This window comes from Bradyrhizobium sp. BTAi1 (assembly GCF_000015165.1).
Classification (GTDB): Bacteria; Pseudomonadota; Alphaproteobacteria; order Rhizobiales; family Xanthobacteraceae; genus Bradyrhizobium; species Bradyrhizobium denitrificans.
This window is the reverse complement of record NC_009485.1, coordinates 2,063,120-2,081,522: the sequence shown is the minus strand read 5'-3', so window position 1 is coordinate 2,081,522 and position 18,403 is coordinate 2,063,120. Positions and strand designations below refer to the sequence as shown.

Sequence of the window (18,403 nt, the reverse complement as noted above, 5' to 3'; positions counted from 1 at the left end):
TCTTCGCAAATGGATTTTCGCGCTTGACGTGTTATTGTGCGCGAAATTGTGATGCCCCATGAGAATCGTACCTCCTGCCCCCTCCCTGGTTGACCAAGTCGTCGAAGCGATCACCGACGAGATCGTCAGTGGCGTGCTCACATCCGGCTCACGGTTGATCCAAGACGATCTGGCGCAGGCTTACGGCGTGTCGCGCCAGCCGGTGCAACAGGCGCTGATGCTGTTGCGGGGATGCGGGCTGGTGCAGAGCGCGCCGGGCCGCGGCCTGATCGTGGCGCCGCTCGACCCGAGCTCGGTCCGCGATCTCTATGAGATGCGGGCCGTCCTTGAAGGTCTTGCCGCGCGGCTCGCCGCTGAGCGCGCCAGCCATCGCGCCGCCAGCGAAGGGCCGGCCTATCTCGCGGCCGGGCACGAGGCCGTGCGGAGCGGTCTGGTCAGCCGCAAGATCGAGACCGATATCGCCTTCCATCGCTTCCTGAGCGAGCTCTCCGGCAACACCCTCATCAACGAGACCATGGCACCGCATTGGCCCTATCTGAAGCGCGTGATGTCCGACGTGCTGCAGAAGGAAGTCGGGATGTCGCAGACGGTCTGGGACGAACATGAGGAGATTCTTGCTGCCGTGATCGAGGGCCGCAGCAACGACGCCGAACGCCTGAGCCGCGAGCACATCACCCGGGCGGCGCGCGTGTTCGTGCATCACCTCGAGGCTCAACAGGACAGCAAGCCGAAGCAGCGGCGTACGCTCGCTGCGCGAAAAGTGTCGCTAGAATCATGATGGATCGCGAACCGCGCGTGCGGGAAACGCAGGATCACCGCGCCACAGGCGCGCCGCATCCAGCTGAGCAGGTGTTCACGTGCCGCCGCTGAAGACCCAGCCCAATCTGACCGAACGCGTCTATCAGCGCATCCTTTCCGACATTGTCGGCGGCGAACTGCCGGAACTGGCCCGCCTGATCCAGGACGATCTGGCGCGTGACCTTGGCGTGTCGCGCCAGCCCGTGCAGCAGGCGCTGCTGCTGCTGCGCAATCAGGGCTTTGTGCGCGAGGCGCCGGGACGCGGACTGGAAGTGGCGCCGATCGATACTGACTTCATCCGCAATCTCTACGAAATCCGCGCCGTCGCCGAAGGCCTCGCCTGCGGGCTCGCCGCAACCCGCGGCGCCGAACGCGCTGCCAAGGAAGGTCCGAAATTGATCGAGGACGGCCGCCGCGCCGAGCGCGAGCATTCGGTCGAGCGTCTGATCGAGGCCGACGTCAAGTTTCACGAATTTCTCTACGAGATCTCCGGCAACGCGATCATCCAGGACACCACCCAGCCGCATTGGCTGCATCTGCGCCGCCTGATGGGCGAGGTGCTGATGCGCGACGAGACCCCGCGGCGAATCTGGGATCAGCACGAGGACATCCTCAAGGCCGTGATCGCAGGAGACGCCGCGAAGGCCGAGGAGCTGGCGCGGCAACACATCACGCGGACCGCAGGCGTGCTGCTGGCAAGAATGACCAAGCAGCGCGAGCGCAGCGCCGTCCCGGCTCAGAGCTGACGCGCAGCCTACGCTGCCGGCAGAGCGAAAGAGAAGGTCGCGCCGCCCTCCGACGCATTGCTCGCGATCAGCTCGCCGCCATGCTCGCGGACGATGCCATAGCTGATCCACAGTCCGAGGCCGGTGCCCTCGCCGACGCGCTTGGTGGTGAAGAACGGCTCGAAGATATGGCTCAGATGGTCCTGGTCGATGCCGGGTCCGTTGTCGGCGATTCTGAACACGATCTCGTTGCCCTGGCGCCCCGCCGCGACGAGGAGACGTGGCTGTTCGGTCGACCGCATGGCGTCAATCGCGTTCTCCACGAGATTGACGATCACCTGATGCAACTGGCCCTCATTGCCGGAAATCCACACATCCGGCTCGACCTCGATCTGGATGTCGACGCGATGCTGCTTGGTGCGTCCTGCCCACAGCACGGCGGTGTTGATCAGCCGCTCGATATTGACGCGCTCGACCTCGCCGAGCTTGGAGAATGACAGTCGGCGCAAGTTCTTGACGATCTCGCTGATCCGCACCGCGCCTTCCAGCGTGCCCTCGATCAGGGGTCCGAAATCCTCGAGGATGGCGTCGATCCTGAGATCCGAGCGCAGCGCGGCGAGCTCGTCCGCCACCGGCTGCTCATGCACGGCATCGAGATAGCCGACCAGCGAGGTGCGGTAGCGCATCAAGGTGTGGATGTTGCCGTAGACGAAGCTGATCGGATTGTTCAGCTCATGGGCGACGCCGGCCACCAGCCGGCCGAGGCTCGCCATCTTCTCCTGCTCGACCAATTGCCGCTGCGCCCGCTGCAGCTCCTGATGCGCCTTGTGCAGCGCCTCATAGGCCCGGCGGAGCTCGCCGATGGGACGGCCGGTCAGCACCACGCCGATGAAGCGGCCGCGGTGGTCGTGCCGCGGCGAGCTGTTGATCGCGAACAGGTCGGAGCTTGAACCGCCGGCGGCAAACCGCAGCTCGCCATCGACGACCTCGGCGCTGCTGCGCGGCTTCAGCAGCGACGGCAGTTGCGTCCGGTGCGGCAGATCGATCATCTCGGCGATGTTGCGGCCGCTGATATCAGCCAGGCTCCGTCCCGAGGTCTGCAGGAATGCGGAGTTGGCCTGCTGGACGGTGCCCTTGGCGTCGCAGACGACGAGGATGTCGGAAACCGATTCGATGACATTGGTGACGAAGGCCTGGGCCTCCTCGAGCTCCGCATTCTTGTGCTCGAGATCGACCTCGTAGCGCAGCAGGTCGGAATAGACCTCGTCCATCTTGCGGATGACTTCGATCCACACGCCCTCGCGCTCGCTGTCGAGCTCCAGCGTGCTGCTGCTCGCGATCAGCTTGAGAAGCGTATCAGCCCCCGAGGCCTCAGGAGAGTGCGTGGCCTTTGCCATTTTTCTTCAGATCGTATCTCGACAATTTGTTGCGCAGGCCGACCCGCGAGAGGCCGAGCTCGCTCGCGACCCGGCTGATGTTACCATCATATTTCTCCAGGCAGGACACGATGATGGTCTTTTCGAGATCTTCCACCCGGTCCTTCAGGCTTGCCGTCCCGTTCAGCTTGCCATGGGTCGCCGCAGGCGCGGCGCGGCGGCCGTTGCGCCGCCCGGCGAAAGGCGGGCAGCGCAGCTCGTCGGCATCGGCAAGCACCGCCATGCGCTGGATCTCGTTCTGCAGCTCGCGCACATTGCCGGGCCAATGGTAACGGCAGAACTCCTCCAGCGCGGGCGGCGCGAAGCGCAGATGCGGCCGGTTGAACGAGGTCTTCACCGCCGACAGCACTCCTTCGGCAATCAACGGAATGTCCATCGGGCGGTCCCGCAGCGCCGGCATGTGCACCGGGAACGCGGCAAGCCGGTAATACAGGTCGCGACGGAAGCGCCCGGCCTCGACCTCGGCTTCGAGATCCCGGTTGGTCGCGGCGACCACGCGGACATCCACCTTGCGGACACGCTGCGCTCCGAGCGGCCGGATCTCGCTCTCCTGCAGCACGCGCAAGAGCTTCACCTGGAACGCCGGCGATGTCTCGCCGATCTCGTCGAGAAAAATGGTGCCGCCATCGGCGACCTCGAACAGGCCGATGCGATCCTGATAGGCGCCGGTGAACGCGCCTTTCTTGCAGCCGAACAGCTCGCTCTCGAGCAGCTCATCCGGCAGCGCGCCGCAATTCTCGACCACGAACGCCTTGGTCGCGCGCGCCGAGCCATAGTGGATCGCACGCGCCAGCAGTTCCTTGCCAGTGCCGGACTCGCCGGTGATCAGCACCGAGATGTCATAGTCGGCGGCGCGGCGGCCGAGCTCGATCACGTTGCGCATCGGGCTTGCGGCCGAGTGCACGATACGGTCGAAATCGTACAGCTTCTTGGCCGCGCCGCGCTTGACGGACACGACCTGCTTGATATGCGCCGGCGTCGCCTTGACGTCGACACCGGCAGTCTCGGTCTCCTTCTGCAGCCGGTAGAGCTGAACGGCCTCGCGCACGATCTCGATCAGCCGGTCAGGCTGCCAGGGCTTGGTGATGTACTGATAGATGCCGGCTTCGTTGAGCCCGGCGATGATGTCCTCGGAATCCGAATAGCCGGAGATGATCATCCGCACCGGATCCGGCCACAGCTCGCGCACGCGCTTCAGGAAGCTGACACCGGATTCCTGCGGCATGCGCTGATCGCAGATCACGGCATGGACGATCTCGCCCTCGAGCAGCTTCTCGGCATCGGTCGTATTGCCGGCGCACAGGACCTCGAAGTCCTGGTTCAGGACGCGCCGCAGCGCCTCCTGCGACCGGACCTCGTCGTCCACAACCAATATCGTTCCCTGGATTCCCATCACGCCGTCTCAGCAGATCCGCGGCAGTTGCTCGCCCGACAGCCAGTCGACGATGCGGCCGCCGCCAAAGCTGGTTGCCATCTGGACGAAGCGATGATCATCGGCAACAGCCTCGCCGATCTGAGCCGCGTCGCGCCCGAGCGGATGCGCTTTCATCGCGGCGAGCACCGTATCGGCCTGCTCCGGTGCGACCACCGCGACCAGCTTGCCTTCATTGGCGACATGAAGCGGGTCCAATCCCAGCAGCTCACAGGCAGCGGCCACCGCCGGCTTGACCGGAATGGCATCCTCCTGCAGCCGGAAGCCGAGATTGGATTGCTGCGCGATCTCGTTCATGGTCGCGGCGAGCCCACCGCGGGTCGGGTCGCGCATCAGCCGGAGGCCTTGGCCCCCGGCTGCCACCATGGCTGCGACCAAGCCGTGCAGCGCGGCCGAGTCGGAGACGATCTCGGTGTCGAAGGTGAGGTTCTGCCGCTTCGACATGATGGCGACGCCGTGGTCGCCGAGGCTGCCCGACAGCAGCACGCGATCGCCCGGCCTCGCTTTATCGGCCGACAGGTCGAGTCCGTCCGGCAGCACGCCGACGCCAGCGGTGGAGATGAAGACGCCATCCGCCTTGCCGCGTTCGACCACCTTGGTATCACCGGTGATGATCGCGACGCCGGCCTCGCGCGCCGCCTCGCCCATCGAATCTGCGATGCGCTTCAAGTCGGAGAACCGGAAGCCCTCCTCGATGATGAAGCTGGCCGACAGATAAAGCGGCCTGGCACCGGCCATCGCGATGTCGTTGACCGTGCCGTGCACGGCGAGCGAGCCGATATTGCCGCCCGGGAAGAACAGCGGCGACACGACATAGCCGTCGGTCGTCATCACCATCCGGCCGGTGGCGACATCGAACGCCGACTGGTCATTGCCGCGCGCCAGCCATTCATTGCCGAATGCCTCGTGGAACAGGCCGGCAATCAGCTGCGCCATGGCGCGGCCGCCGGCGCCGTGCGAGAGATCGACGCAGCCGGTCTTCAGATCGAGTCGACGCTGATGCATGCTCATGATGCGAGCCTCCGCTGATGGTCGCGGAAGCGGCCATAGGTCCAATGTGCCGCGCAGGCGCCTTCCGACGAGACCATGCAGGAGCCGACCGGCGTCTCCGGCGTGCACGCCGTGCCGAACAGCTTGCAGTCGACCGGCTTCTTGAGTCCGCGCAGGATCGCCGGGCATTCGCAGGCCGGGTTGTCGGCGACGACTCGTTCTGCCATGGCGAAACGCAACTCGGCATCGAGATGCGCTAAGGCCGAACGCAGCTTCAACGCGCTCGCTGGAATGCTGCCGAGACCGCGCCACTCGAACTGGTCGCGCAGCTCGAACAGCGCGGCGACCTCCTTGATTGCGCGCTGGTTGCCGCCACCGGCCACCGCGCGGCGATACTGGTTCTCGACCTCGTGGCGGCCGTCATTGACCTGCTCGATCAGCATCAGGATCGCCTGCATCATGTCGAGCGGCTCGAAGCCGGCGATCACCACCGGCTTGCGATCGTCGCGCGCGAATGGCGCGTAAGGCTCGGTGCCGATCACGGTCGAGACATGGGCCGGTCCGACAAAGCCGTCGATCTCGATCGGCGTGTCGCTGTCGAGGATCGCGCGCATCGCCGGTGGCGTCAGGACGTGGTTGCAGAACACGCTGAAATTGGTGAGGCTCTTTTTTTCAGCGGCGCGGATCATCACCGCGGTGGGCGGCGTCGTGGTCTCGAAGCCGATGGCGAAGAACACGACCTCACGGCTGGGATTCTGCTCGGCGAGCGCGATCGCGTCCAAGGTCGAATAGACCATGCGGATGTCGGCGCCCCGCGCTTTCGCCTTGAGCAGCGAGGACCCGCGCGATCCCGGCACGCGCATGAGATCGCCATAGACGCAGAGGATGATGTCGGGACGCTCGGCCAGCGCAATCGCCATGTCGATGCGCCCCGCCGGCAGCACGCAGACAGGACAGCCCGGACCGTGAATCATGCGGACATTGTCCGGCAGCATGTCCTCCAGACCATAGCGTGCGATCGCATGCGTATGGCCGCCGCAGAACTCCATGAAGCGATAGGCGCGCGATGGATCGGCCTTGGCGCGGATGGCGCGCGCAAGACCCGTCGCCAGCTCCTTGTCGCGAAACTCGTCGGCATATTTCATGGGGAAACCTCCGCCGTCACCGCACCCATCTGCCGGAGCAGGTCGAGCGTTTCGCGCGCCTCCTCGGGATCGATCTTGGCCAGCGCGTGGCCGACATGAAGAATGACGTAATCGCCGACGGCGATCTCCTCGATCAGCGCCACCGAGACCTCCTTGCTGACGCCATCGATCGATACGATCGCCATGTCGTCGGCCAACAGCTTGATCACCTCGGCAGGAATGGCCAGGCACATCAGACGCTCCCTCCAGAGATTTTTTGGTCTTGTATGACACGCTGACCGGCGATCCAGGCCTGCCCGAGGCTGAGCCCGCCATCATTCGGCGGCAGTTGGCGCGGCAGTCGCGCATCGAGGCCGGCAGCGCGGCAGCCGCGGATGATCTGCGTCGCCAGATGCGCATTGAGGAAGCAGCCGCCGCTCAGCGTGACGATCTCGATGCCGGTCGCACGGGCCGCGGTCGCGATCAGATCGACACAGGCCGCGGCCAAAGTGCCGTGAAACAGCGCCGCCGCCTCGGCGGCCTCGAGATTGCCCTCGATCAGATGCGCAAGCAGGGGACGCAGCGACAGCACGCCATCCCTGATGCTCCAGCCGCGCGCCAGCGTCACCGGCTCACGCACGAGCGCCTCGAGCTTCATCGCAGCTTCGCCCTCATAGCTCTGGACCATGTTGACGCCGAGCAGTCCCGCGACGGCATCGAACAGCCGGCCGGCGCTGGTCGTGGCCGGGGCATCGGCGCGCTGCAGCAGCATCGCGAGGTGAGGTGCTTGGGGCTGCGCGGCGAAGCGCGACGCAATCTTCGCATCGCGTCCCATCTCGTGCAGCACGGCGGCCGCCATCCGCCACGGCTCGCGGGCGGCCCGGTCGCCGCCCGGCATGTTCAGCGGCGCGAGATGACCAAGGCGCTGGAAGCGGGCCCCCTCGCACAGCAGCAGCTCGCCGCCCCAAGCGCCGCCATCGCTGCCATAGCCGTAGCCATCGAGCACCAGCGCAAGCGCACGTTCCGTCAATCCGTGCTCGGCCATCACCGAGGCGGCATGTGCATGGTGATGCTGCACCGCCAGGCTGGGCAAGCCGCAGGATTGCGCATAGCGCGTCGAGGCCAGGTCGGGATGCAGATCATGCGCGATCAAGACCGGCGCGACATCGAGAATGGCGGTGAGGTGGCCGATCGTCTCTTCGAAGAAGCGGATCGCTTGCGCCGTGTCGAGATCGCCGAGATGCTGCGACACGAACGCCTCGTCACCGCGAGTCACCGTCACCGTCGCTTTCAGATGTGCGCCGACGGCAAGACATGGCGGCACGGCATGCGCGAGCCGGATCGGCTCGGGAACATAGCCGCGTGCACGCCGGATGAAGCGAGGCGCATCAGCGATGACCGCCGCAACGGAATCATCCGCACGGATCACGATATCACGGTCATGCGTCACGATCAGATCGGCGATGTCAGCCAATCCGGCACGGGCCTCGTCATCGCCGGTCAGCAGCGGCTCGCCGCTCAGATTGGCGCTGGTGCAGACCAGCGCCCGCGCCGTCGCGCCATGCAGAGCGCGGAGCTCGTGGAAGATCAGATGGTGCAGCGGTGCGACCGGCAGCATGACGCCGACCTTGGCGAGCCCCGGTGCGACGGAGGGCGCAATGCCGCCGCGCGATGTCACCAGCACGATCGGCCGTGCGATTTGCTCCAGCAGCGCGCGTTCAGCCGGATCGATGTCGGCGATCTCGATGGCCGCAGCCACCGAGGCCAGCATCACCGCGAACGGCCGGCCGTCGCGCCGCTTGCGCGCGCGCAGACGCCGGACGGCCTGCTCATCATGGGCGTCACAGAGCAACTGATAGCCGCCGAGCCCCTTGATGGCGACGATCTGGCCGGCAGCCAGCGCTGCCGCGATGTCGTCGACGCCATGGCTCAGACGCGGCCCGCAGCGCGGGCATGAAATCGCCTCGGCATGGAAGCGGCGCCCGCCCGGAGTCTCGTAATCCGCACGGCACGCCTCGCACAGCGGAAACCGCTTCATCGCCGTGGTCGCGCGATCGTAGGGCAGACGCTCCGCAATCGTGAAGCGCGGACCGCAATGGGTGCAGTTGACGAAGGGATAGCGATGGAAGCGGCTCTCGGGATCGAACAGTTCGGCGAGGCACTGATCGCACGTGGCGGCGTCCGGCACGATCCGCGTCGTCACCCGGCCGCCGACGCTTTCCGAGATGCGGAAGTCGCGGCTGGCCTGGGCCGCAACGGGTTCGACCGCGATGTCATCGATGCGCGCCAATGGCGGGGCCTGCCGCGGCAGCGCCTCGACGAAGCGCGCCACCTCCTCGCCTTCGACCTCGATCACGACGCCCTGCGCGTCATTGGCGACGAAGCCCCCAAGATGATGGCGCCGGGCCAGACCATGGACATAGGGGCGAAAGCCCACGCCCTGCACGGCCCCGCGGACGCGGAGCCGGAGACGCCTGGGCTGCAGCGCCAATGTCGGCCCGGACGTGCTCATCCCTGAACGGTCCCGAGCGTGCCGGCCCGCATCCGGTCTGTCTGCTTCCTGATCCAGGCGTAGAACGCCGAGACGCCCTCTCCGGTCTTGGCCGAGATCGTCAGCACCTCGATCCTGGGATTGACCCGTCGGGCATATTCGATGGTCTGTGCCAGGTCGAAATCGAGCACCGGCGCCAGGTCGATCTTGTTGATCAGCATCAGCGCCGAGGCGGCGAACATGTCCGGGTATTTGAGCGGTTTGTCCTCGCCCTCAGTGGTCGAGAATACGACGATCTTGCAGGCTTCGCCGAGATCGAAGGCGGCCGGGCAGACGAGATTTCCGACATTCTCGATGAACAGGAGCCCGCCGCGCATTGACGGCAAGCGGCGATAGGCTTCGCCGACCATCGCCGCATCGAGATGACAACCCTTGCCGGTATTGATCTGGATCGCTGGCACGCCGGTGGCGCGAATGCGCTCGGCATCATTCGACGTCTGCTGATCGCCCTCGATCACCGCGACGGGACGGCTCGGCTTCAAATCGGAGACGGCGCGGACCAGCAGTGAGGTCTTGCCCGCGCCAGGGCTGGAGACGACGTTGAACGCCAGCACGTCATGCGCGGCGAAGCGCGCGCGGTTTTCCGCCGCGAGGCGGTCGTTCTTGCCGAGAATGTCGCGCTCGATCTGGATGATGCGGCCGCTGGACAGGCCGGCAATCTCCTGACCGGCGGGGTTTGCCGAACAATCGATGCGGTCGGCAGGGCCATGATCATGATGGTGGTCATGATCATGGTCATGGTCATGCGCGTGATGATGATCGTGATCATCGTGGTCATGACCATGATGATGATGACCGTGATGGTGATGATGACCAGCATGATCATGGCCATGATCGTGATGATGGTCACCGTCGTGATCATGATGATGATCACCCGCTTCGATCGAGGATTTGCCGTCGCCGCACCCACAGACAGTACACATCACTCGACCTCCAGCTCCTTGACCCGCATATCCTCGCCGCCCGTCACCTGCAGCTGATGGCTGCCGCAGGCGGGGCAAGGATCGTAACGTTGGCTGATCTCGACGCTCCGCGAGCAGGACAGACACCAGGCCGTGCCGCGTTGCTCGATGATCTCCAGCGCCGCGCCGCGCGCGATGGTATTGGCCGTCACCGCCTCGAAGCAGAAACGGAGCGCATCGGGAGCGACATGGCTGAGCGTACCGATCTCGAGCCAGACGGTCTTGACCCTGGAAAACGCGCCCTTGCGGGCTTCCTGCTCAACGATATCGACGATGCCCTCGCACAGCGCCATTTCATGCATCAGCCATCTCCCGTACCGCGAGACTGTAGCCGACGCAGGGATCGAAGGAACTGATCATCGCCTCGATCGCGGCACGATCGGCGGAGCCGCAAAGCCGAGCCCCAGTCAGGCTGCCGGCAACCGGGCCGCGGGGATGAAAATTCCATTCGGTCGGCGCGAGAAATTCGAACCGGCGGACACGGCCTTCCGCATCCAGCTCGATCGCGTGATGCAGCCGGCCGCGCGCGCATTCGACGGCCGCCGCACCGCGCCCTGGGCCGAGCGCATAGCTTGCAACGACGTCCTGGTCGGCCGCTTCATCTTCGGCCTCGCCGGCTTCGATCCAGCACAGCAGCTCGGCGAGTTCGGCCAACTTTGCCAAGAGCCGCTCGACGGACCCCGCGGATGAATGCCGATGACGCGATGCTTGCCGCGCCCAGACTCCGGTTTCCGGAACACGCCCGGCAAGTTCGGGCGCCTCGGCGAAGGCGGCCTGCGGATCGATCAGTCGAGCCACGACGGTGTCATCGTCGGCGGCCGACAGGACACCGTGCTCGGCCGGCATCTGCTTCCATCCTCCATCGGCTTCGGCCCTGCGGGCCGCATCCATGATCGACGCAAGCGGAGTTCCCCGCACCACGGGTTCCGCAACCGATCCTAAACCCAGGGCGGCCAGGGCCATCTTGATCTGCGACAAGGTTGCGCTGCGAGATTGCCGCGCGTTTCCGGCGCCCGCGGACACCTGGAGCGAGGCCACCGCCTGCAGCAGAAACTGCAGCTGCGCCAGGGCGCTGCGATCGCAAGCGAGACGGCTGACCAGAACGCCACGCAGCAACTCGGCGAACCGCTCCATGATCACGGCGGTGATGCGCCGATGCCGCGTCAGCGGCGGCGCCTGATGGCCACGTGCAGCTTCGAGCGCAGACAAAAGGGCGACCTGATGCGCGATGGCGCATAATGAGAACAGCCGCGGTAACGCCGCCAGCAGCGTCTCGGCCGGCTTGCCGGCAAACAGCCGACCGAGCGGCGGCCGCGAGCGCGGTTCGATCGTGACACCGACGATCATCTGAGCTGCAACCGACAGCGTGACATCGATGTGGTTGCGAAACGCCAGGGTCATGCGCGGCGCTCCGACAAGGTGCCGCGCAAGAAGGAGCGGCGGTCGATCGCGCTCGCGGCGGCAGATCTCGGCAATTCCTCCGCGTCGGGCGCCGTCAGCAGCGTCGCCAGCGCGGCCTCGGCCGCGGCGCGCGCCGCCGCCATGTCCTCGAACTGGAACATCGGCGAGAACAGCGAGCAACTGGCGATGCGTCCAAAGCCTTCGACATCGCCGATGGTGAACTCGAACGTCCCAGCCGGCAGCTCAATCGCGACGGAGGCTCCAGGTGCGCCATGCCGGGCCGGCGTGACCACGTTCATGAACCACGGCGTGATGACGATGCCGATCGTCATTCCTGCGAAACTGTCGAAGCCCACGGCCTCGACAGTCAGCGCATCGTGATAGATCGGCAGCTCGCGCATCGCGCGTCCGCCGATCTCGCGATAGATGCTGGCGAGATGCTCGCCCCACGCGGCCGGTGCGAGCTCCATCGTGCCCTGCCCTGCCAGGACGGCGCTCATGACTCGACCACCATAAACTTGGCCTTCGGCGCATCGCAGTTCGGGCAGCGCCAGTCGTCCGGCAACATCGCGAACGGCGTGCCCGGCGCAATCTGCGCAACCCCATCGCCCTCCGCCGGATCGTAGCGGGTCCAGCAGATGCCGCATTCCAGCAGCACATCATCGGCGAGATCGCTGCGGACGCCGAAATTCTCGAAGCCACTCATGTGAAATAGGCCTCGATGATCTGCTGCAGGCGTTCGGCGGAATCCTCGAAATCCTCACTGGCTGCAAGCGCGACCACCGGCACGCCGCCGACTTCCAGCGTGTCGAGAATGATCGTGTCCATGGCGTTGAAGAACTGCACCGACCACACATTACGGATCCCCGTCGCGAGCACCCGGCAGGTGCCATAGCCGCGCGAGACCAGCTGGATCGGCCCGTTGCCAAGCGTCTGCTGCAGAAAGACCATGTCGGCAGGACTCATCGGCAGCAGCGTGAAGTTGATGGTCTGCGATCGCTGGCCGGGCTGCCAGGCGCGCGCGCGCTCGCGAATCTCGGCCAGCACCGGCAGCGCGTTCATCGTGTCCTCCGGCGCGGGCCCGATGACGATGTCGTCGGCCGTCAGATCGACGGCCGCGCGCGCAACGATCTCGGGAACCGAGCCAATCTCGATGTAGTCGTGACTCTCATCCGCCTCCAGCCGCACCCGCCAGATGCCCGCCAGCACCGACTCCTGGATCTGCGCGAGCCGCCCGTCGGGCAACGCGACGACGCCGGCGACCTCACCTTCGCCGAGCACGTCCTCGATCAGGCGGCGCTCAAGATCATTGAGCCCGTCGAGCCGGAACAGCTGCGTTTGCGCATCAGCGGTCTGCGCGGCGATCGCCGCCGCCATGGTCGACAGCAATTCGACGGCGCGCGGGCAGCTGCGCGCCAGCGCCTCCGAATCCATGGAAGCGAGCTTGGCCAGCGCGCCCGAGGCGGTCAGGCCCTTGTATTGTGCATCAAGCGCTTCCTCACCGATCGGAAACACGCTGACGGGCTGCTCCGCGCCTTCCGGCGCAATCCAGAATCCGGGCTTCATCGGCCAGCTCCCGAGGTCTGGTGCGCTGGCACGATGCTGGCAACCACGGTCGCAGCCGCACCGACCGGCCGATCGATCAGGCGCGATATGCGATCGACATAAACCGACCAGTCCTGGATCTTGGCGATCAGGCCGATTGGTTCGGTGCCACGACACAAGATCAGGCTGGGCTGCACACGCACGCCAAAGCGCGCGCCGAGCTCGGCCTCAGCCTCGCGCGCGATCAACGCGCCCCGCAGCCGGCCCTGAAACGCGGTGATCAGCTCCGGCAGCACGATGGCGACATCGAGCGCCTCTGGAAAGCGCGCGGGATCGCCCGCTGACAGCAGCACCGCCACGGCACCAGCGCTATCCACGTCGGCGAGAAACGCATCGACTGTGCTGACATCGACCTCCGGCAAGCCGCCCTGCCTCCGCGCCGCTGCGCGCTGCTGAACATCCATCGACGTCTCTCCCCTGACCAGTTGTCGTTCCGTCTGACGCTTGATGGTTAGCAATCGATGTGCCAGTTCAAGAAGGCGATGACCACGCGCAATATACTGAAATTACGCGACTATTTTTGACGCTCGATATCGCATTGCAACAATAGTGAAGCAGCTTTCCAGGCCGGTCTGGAAACTTACATTTCGATTGGAAATTAGATTGTCAGATTTCGAACAGCTGCCCCGCGGCGATAACGGCGATGCGTCAGCGCAGATGGTCGGGCAGCTGCGGCTCGCGGCCGATCAGATCGGCAAAGAAGTCGTCGCAATTCTCGCCGTTCATCGCGGCATGCAGTCCGCGCAGCGCGTCGGCAATGAGCCGCGCCTCCTCGTCGTCGAGCAGACGGACGGCGTTGTCGAGATAGACGAGGACCTTGGCGCCGACCGGCGGATCCGACAGCAGCAGCACCGAGACGCGGCGTTCCTCACCGTCGAAGCTGCACAGCGCCGTGACGCCATCGGTCTCTACGATCGTCATCGGCAGGCCCAGGCACATGGCAGACTCCTTCACAGCCGCACGGCAATCACTCTGCCGGACGGGCGCGCATCTCGTAGCTCTGGTGATCGATGTCATTGGCGAGCAGCCGCGCATCGGCCGCGACCGGCTCGCTTCGCAGCGCGGCTGGCGCGCCCCATTCTGCCAGGAGCGCGCAGGCCAGTTCGATCGCCGGCCCGATCTGCGCGCGCACCGGCGCCGTCAATGGGCCGCCCCAATCCTCGAGATCGAGCGGCTGGCAGCCGATCAAGGCGAGCCGGCGCGGATAGCGGCCGAGCAGATCGGCTGCGCTCAGGACCTCCTGGAACCCGGTCTGGTGCAGGCTCATCTTCTTGGCACCGGTGAAGCGCGGCACCTCGTCGTCGCGGACGAGCTTGAGCTCGCCCGGCGCAAGTCCATAGTCGATCGCGTCGAACACGATCAGGCCGTCCGCCTCCTCGACATAGTTGACCAGATAGAGTCCCTGGGTGCCGCCATCGAGGATCGTGACGTTGTCGGGCACGGCGTAGCGGCGGTGGAATTCCTCCACCACCCGCACGCCGAAGCCTTCATCCGCCCACAGGATATTGCCGATGCCGAGCACCAGGATGCGATCGAGCTTCGCGTGGTCCGTCATCTCGGCCCCCTCCTCACTCGCGGAACTGCCGCTCGCCCGAGATCATCGACGAGATGATGCTCTGACGGGACATGATGTCCTCGCGGATCGCGGCGTAGACATGCACGGTCACGAACATCACCAGCGCCCACATGCCGAGGTGATGATAGGTGTGCACGTCCTGGCTGTTCGGCCAGATCGCAAACACCCATCCGAACAGTTTGTGCTGCCAGCTGTCGATGCCGGTGCCCTCCGAATAAAGCGCAAAGCCGGTGACGATCATGAAGGCGACGAACAGCGTGAAGCCGGTGAACATCGCCGTCTGCGCCAGCGGATTGTGACCGACATACATCTTCGGCTCGCGCTCCAGGAACGCATACCAGCGGATCTCGTGCAGCACCTCCTTCCAGAACTGCTTGCGATGCACCGGAATGTAGAAGATCTGCCGGGAATGGTGGTTGCCGACAAAGGCCCAGAGGATGCGGGCGAGGAAGAACACCGCCAGCACCTGCCCGGCCGCGAAATGCGCAAACCGGATATAGCCCATCACGAAGCTTGCCGACGCCTCGCCCTCGACACTCGGCAGCGGCGTCCCGATCAGATAGCCGGTGACCATCAGCACGATGATCGCAAACGCGTTCACCCAATGGCAGATGCGCACGGGCGCTTCGTAGACATAGACCGTAGGCCGGCCGACCGCATGCTCGCCGGCTGCGTCGGCCGCGATCGCGGCAAGGTTGGGCTCGGCCTCGGCGGGACGAGCAACTGCATCCATCATGGTGCGTCTCCCACTACCTGACCTTGACGGTCGCCATTTCCTGGCCGTCCGGGCTCATCACGTGGGTGGAGCACGCAAGGCACGGATCGAACGAATGAATCGTCCGCAGGATCTCCAGCGGCTTCTCCGGATCCGCCATCGGCGTATCCATCAGCGACGCCTCGAAGGCGCCGATATTGCCCTTGGGGTCACGCGGCGAGCCGTTCCAGGTGGTCGGCACAACGCACTGGTAGTTGTCGATCCTGGTCTCCTTGATCTTGATCCAGTGCGCCAGCGCGCCGCGCGGCGCCTCGGTGAAGCCATAGCCCTTGGCCTCCTTGGGCCAGCTCTCCGGCTTCCACTTCTCGATGTTCGCGGTCGAGGAATCGCCGGCCTTGATGCGCGCCACCAGCTTGTCCTGGAAGTAGCGCATCTGGGTCGCGGCCCAGTCGCATTCGAGCGCACGCGCGGCGGTGCGACCGAGCGTCGAGAACAGCGCCGTCACCGGCAGGTTCAGCGCCTTCAGGAGCTTGTCGGTCGGCTCCTTGAACTCCGGCCTGTTCTGCGCATAGCCGATGATGTAGCGCGCCAGGGGGCCGACCTCGACCGCGTTGCCGCGCCAGCGCGGCGCCTTGATCCAGGAGTACTTGCCGCCCTCGTCGAGCTCCTTGATGTCGGTCTTGGTGCCCTTGGCATTGGGGCCGAGCTGATAGTTCGGCTCGGTGACGCCGTCCCAGGGATGCAGCCCCTTGCTCTCGTCGGGATATTTGTACCAGGAGTGGGTGACGAACTCCTGGATCTGCTCGGGGTCGCCGTGATCGATCGGCAGGATCTCGTTGAGATTGCCGTTGAGGATCACGCCGCGCGGCAGCTTGAGGTTCTTGGCCGAATAGTCGTTGGCGTTCTCCGGAATGTCGCCATAGGACATCACGCTCTTGCCCGAGAGGCCACCGCCATAGAGCCAGTCCTTGTAGAACGAGCCGATGGCGACGACGTCGGGCAGATAGACCTTCTGCACGAACTCGATCGAGCGGTCGATGATGGAGGAAACGAGATTCAGCCGCTCCATATTGATGGCGCCGACCGCACCGGTCCCGTCGACATTGATGGCGCAGGGCACGCCGCCGACCAGCCAGTTCGGATGCGGATTCTTGCCGCCATAGATGGTGTGGATCTTGACGATCTCCTTCTGGAAGTCGAGCGCCTCCAGATAATGCGCGACCGCCATCAGGTTCGCTTCGGGCGGCAGCTTGTAGGCCGCGTGGCCCCAATAGGCGTTCTTGAACGGACCGAGCTGGCCGGACTCGACGAACTTCGTCAGCCGGATCTGCAGGTCCTTGAAATAGCCCGGCGACGACAGCGGCCAGTCCGAGATCGACTGCGCCAGCGCAGAGGTTGCCTTCGGATCGGCCTTGAGCGCCGAGACGACGTCGACCCAATCCAGCGCATGCAGGTGATAGAAGTGCACGAGATGGTCGTGCACCTGCAGGCAGAGCTGCATGATGTTGCGGATCGAATTGGCGTTGTCGGGGATCATGATCACCAGTGCATTCTCGACCGCGCGCACCGAGGTCAGCGCGTGGGTGCCGGTGCAGACGCCGCAGATCCGCTCGGTGAAGGCCCAGGCGTCGCGCGGATCGCGGCCGCGCAGGATAGTCTCGATGCCGCGCCACATCGTGCCGGTCGACACTGCGTTGCGGATGACATTGTTGGAGTCGACATTCACCTCGACGCGCAGATGTCCCTCGATGCGCGTGAGCGGATCGACGACGACGCGCTTGCCGGAATTGTCGAGATTGAAGCCGTTGGGAGTCTGGATGCCCATCGTTGCCTGCCTTGACTGGATTTAATGGTCTTGCTTGGCGTCGTCGCGCTTGGTCGCGAGTCGTTTGACGGCCGTCACTGCGGCATGCGCCGCGACCGCAGCTCCGACCGTGCCCGCCGCGACCATGCCGATCTGGTCGGCATTTCGCTCGATGCCGAACTGCTTGATGGTGGTGAGCCGGTCGTAGAACGAACCCTTGTCCCAGAAGCCGTCCTCGGAGCAGCCGATGCAGCCGTGCCCCGACTGGATCGGGAACGACACGCCGCCATTCCAGCGCACCGTCGAGCAGGCGTTGTAGGTGGTCGGGCCTTTGCAGCCCATCTTGTAGAGGCAGTAGCCCTTGCGCGCAGCTTCGTCGTCCCACTCCTCGACGAACTGGCCGGCATCGAAATGCGGCCGGCGATAGCATTTGTCGTGGATGCGCTGCGAGTAGAACATTTTCGGCCGGCCCTGGCGGTCGAGCTCGGGCAATTTGCCGAAGGTGGTGATGAAGGTGACGACGCCGGTCATCACCTCGGCAATCGGCGGACAGCCCGGCACCTTGATGATCGGCTTGTTGGTTATGACCTTGTCGATCGGGGTGGCCTGCGTCGGATTGGGCTTGGCGGCCTGCACGCAGCCCCAGGACGCACAGGCGCCCCAGGCGATGATGGCCATCGCATCCTCGGCCATCACCTTCAGCTTCTCGACGAACGGCTTGCCGCCGTCGATGCAGAACATGCCACCTTCGTTGAGCGGCGGATTGCCTTCGACGGCGAGGATGTACTGGCCCTTGTACTTGGCGCGCGTCTCCTCGAGGATCTCCTCGGCCTGCTGTCCGGCCGCCGCCATGATCGTGTCGTCATAGTCGAGCGAGATCATCGACAGCACGACGTCCTTCACCAGGGGATGCGCCGAGCGGATGAAGCTCTCCGAGCAGCAGGTACATTCCAGCCCGTGCATCCAGATGACCGGCGTGCGCGGCTTGGTCTCCAGCGCATTGGCGATGCGGCTGGCAGCGACCGGCCCGAGCCCGAGGCTCGTCGCGGTGAGACTGCAGAATTTATGGAAGCTGCGCCGCGTGATGCCTTGGCGCCGGATGACGCTGTAAAAGGTTTCTGTCGTCGCGCCCATGAGTCCTCCCCCTGCTATCGCGTTGGCGATCATCCGATCGCGATCTGGCAAAGAGGGACAGCAAGATGCGGGCCAGCATCATTGCTGAATTTGAATCATAATGATTCCAGATACTTGGATTCAGAGAGCCGACGCCGCAGGCGGTTCAGC

20 protein-coding genes are annotated in these 18,403 nt (G+C 65.1%); 2 read left to right on the top strand and 18 right to left on the bottom strand.

Features of this window, described 5'->3' with window-relative positions:
- Window positions 1-58: 58 nt before the first annotated feature.
- Both BBTA_RS09380 and BBTA_RS09375 read left to right on the top strand, forming a co-directional pair.
- Window positions 59-778, top strand: a complete 720-nt coding sequence (locus tag BBTA_RS09380; RefSeq protein ID WP_012042236.1) for a GntR family transcriptional regulator — start codon at window positions 59-61, stop codon at window positions 776-778.
- Window positions 779-857: 79 nt separating this feature from the next.
- On the top strand, window positions 858-1,544 hold the full coding sequence (locus BBTA_RS09375; RefSeq protein ID WP_012042235.1) for a GntR family transcriptional regulator: 687 nt from the start codon (window positions 858-860) through the stop codon (window positions 1,542-1,544).
- A gap of 8 nt (window positions 1,545-1,552) precedes the next feature.
- Here BBTA_RS09375 and BBTA_RS09370 read toward each other — a convergent pair whose 3' ends face one another.
- From BBTA_RS09370 to BBTA_RS09285, 18 genes are all read right to left on the bottom strand, one after another.
- A complete protein-coding gene (locus BBTA_RS09370) occupies window positions 1,553-2,920 on the bottom strand; it encodes a sensor histidine kinase (protein WP_012042234.1) in 1,368 nt (455 codons plus the stop codon).
- Window positions 2,895-4,352 carry a sigma-54 dependent transcriptional regulator gene (locus tag BBTA_RS09365; protein WP_012042233.1) on the bottom strand — a complete coding sequence of 486 codons (1,458 nt, stop codon included), beginning with the start codon at window positions 4,350-4,352 and terminating at the stop codon, window positions 2,895-2,897. The genes BBTA_RS09370 and BBTA_RS09365 overlap by 26 nt, the downstream gene beginning before the upstream one ends.
- 9 nt (window positions 4,353-4,361) lie before the next feature.
- Window positions 4,362-5,402, bottom strand: coding sequence for a hydrogenase expression/formation protein HypE (gene hypE, locus BBTA_RS09360; protein WP_012042232.1), 1,041 nt, complete (start codon window positions 5,400-5,402; stop codon window positions 4,362-4,364).
- Window positions 5,399-6,526 carry a hydrogenase formation protein HypD gene (gene hypD / locus BBTA_RS09355; RefSeq protein ID WP_012042231.1) on the bottom strand — a complete coding sequence of 376 codons (1,128 nt, stop codon included), beginning with the start codon at window positions 6,524-6,526 and terminating at the stop codon, window positions 5,399-5,401. Before hypD ends, hypE begins: the two co-directional genes overlap by 4 nt.
- Window positions 6,523-6,759 (bottom strand): HypC/HybG/HupF family hydrogenase formation chaperone, encoded by a 237-nt coding sequence (locus tag BBTA_RS09350; RefSeq protein ID WP_041750512.1) that lies wholly within the window; start codon window positions 6,757-6,759, stop codon window positions 6,523-6,525. The genes hypD and BBTA_RS09350 overlap by 4 nt, the downstream gene beginning before the upstream one ends.
- On the bottom strand, window positions 6,759-9,017 hold the full coding sequence (gene hypF / locus BBTA_RS09345) for a carbamoyltransferase HypF (protein ID WP_012042229.1): 2,259 nt from the start codon (window positions 9,015-9,017) through the stop codon (window positions 6,759-6,761). The genes BBTA_RS09350 and hypF overlap by 1 nt, the downstream gene beginning before the upstream one ends.
- A complete protein-coding gene (gene hypB, locus BBTA_RS09340) occupies window positions 9,014-9,979 on the bottom strand; it encodes a hydrogenase nickel incorporation protein HypB (RefSeq protein WP_012042228.1) in 966 nt (321 codons plus the stop codon). Before hypB ends, hypF begins: the two co-directional genes overlap by 4 nt.
- The gene (hypA, locus tag BBTA_RS09335; RefSeq protein ID WP_041750511.1) at window positions 9,979-10,320 is read right to left on the bottom strand and encodes a hydrogenase maturation nickel metallochaperone HypA; all 342 of its coding nucleotides are present in this window, start codon (window positions 10,318-10,320) and stop codon (window positions 9,979-9,981) included. The genes hypB and hypA overlap by 1 nt, the downstream gene beginning before the upstream one ends.
- Window positions 10,313-11,152, bottom strand: a complete 840-nt coding sequence (locus BBTA_RS09330) for a nickel-dependent hydrogenase large subunit (protein WP_244424394.1) — start codon at window positions 11,150-11,152, stop codon at window positions 10,313-10,315. Before BBTA_RS09330 ends, hypA begins: the two co-directional genes overlap by 8 nt.
- Before the next feature lie 263 nt (window positions 11,153-11,415).
- Window positions 11,416-11,919, bottom strand: coding sequence for a [NiFe]-hydrogenase assembly chaperone HybE (gene hybE, locus BBTA_RS09325; RefSeq protein ID WP_012042225.1), 504 nt, complete (start codon window positions 11,917-11,919; stop codon window positions 11,416-11,418).
- Window positions 11,916-12,125: a rubredoxin gene (locus BBTA_RS09320; protein WP_012042224.1), complete on the bottom strand. Its 210-nt coding sequence runs from the start codon at window positions 12,123-12,125 to the stop codon at window positions 11,916-11,918. Before BBTA_RS09320 ends, hybE begins: the two co-directional genes overlap by 4 nt.
- Window positions 12,122-12,985 (bottom strand): hydrogenase expression/formation protein, encoded by an 864-nt coding sequence (locus tag BBTA_RS09315; RefSeq protein WP_012042223.1) that lies wholly within the window; start codon window positions 12,983-12,985, stop codon window positions 12,122-12,124. Before BBTA_RS09315 ends, BBTA_RS09320 begins: the two co-directional genes overlap by 4 nt.
- Window positions 12,982-13,428 carry a hydrogenase accessory protein gene (locus tag BBTA_RS09310; RefSeq protein WP_012042222.1) on the bottom strand — a complete coding sequence of 149 codons (447 nt, stop codon included), beginning with the start codon at window positions 13,426-13,428 and terminating at the stop codon, window positions 12,982-12,984. Before BBTA_RS09310 ends, BBTA_RS09315 begins: the two co-directional genes overlap by 4 nt.
- Window positions 13,429-13,672: 244 nt before the next feature.
- The gene (locus BBTA_RS09305) at window positions 13,673-13,963 is read right to left on the bottom strand and encodes a HypC/HybG/HupF family hydrogenase formation chaperone (protein WP_012042221.1); all 291 of its coding nucleotides are present in this window, start codon (window positions 13,961-13,963) and stop codon (window positions 13,673-13,675) included.
- 28 nt (window positions 13,964-13,991) lie between these two features.
- Window positions 13,992-14,579 carry a HyaD/HybD family hydrogenase maturation endopeptidase gene (locus BBTA_RS09300; protein WP_012042220.1) on the bottom strand — a complete coding sequence of 196 codons (588 nt, stop codon included), beginning with the start codon at window positions 14,577-14,579 and terminating at the stop codon, window positions 13,992-13,994.
- Between the two features lie 13 nt (window positions 14,580-14,592).
- Window positions 14,593-15,336: a Ni/Fe-hydrogenase, b-type cytochrome subunit gene (cybH, locus tag BBTA_RS09295; protein WP_012042219.1), complete on the bottom strand. Its 744-nt coding sequence runs from the start codon at window positions 15,334-15,336 to the stop codon at window positions 14,593-14,595.
- Between the two features lie 13 nt (window positions 15,337-15,349).
- Window positions 15,350-17,140, bottom strand: a complete 1,791-nt coding sequence (locus BBTA_RS09290; protein ID WP_012042218.1) for a nickel-dependent hydrogenase large subunit — start codon at window positions 17,138-17,140, stop codon at window positions 15,350-15,352.
- Window positions 17,141-17,161: 21 nt separating this feature from the next.
- The gene (locus BBTA_RS09285; RefSeq protein WP_012042217.1) at window positions 17,162-18,253 is read right to left on the bottom strand and encodes a hydrogenase small subunit; all 1,092 of its coding nucleotides are present in this window, start codon (window positions 18,251-18,253) and stop codon (window positions 17,162-17,164) included.
- Window positions 18,254-18,403: the final 150 nt, after the last annotated feature.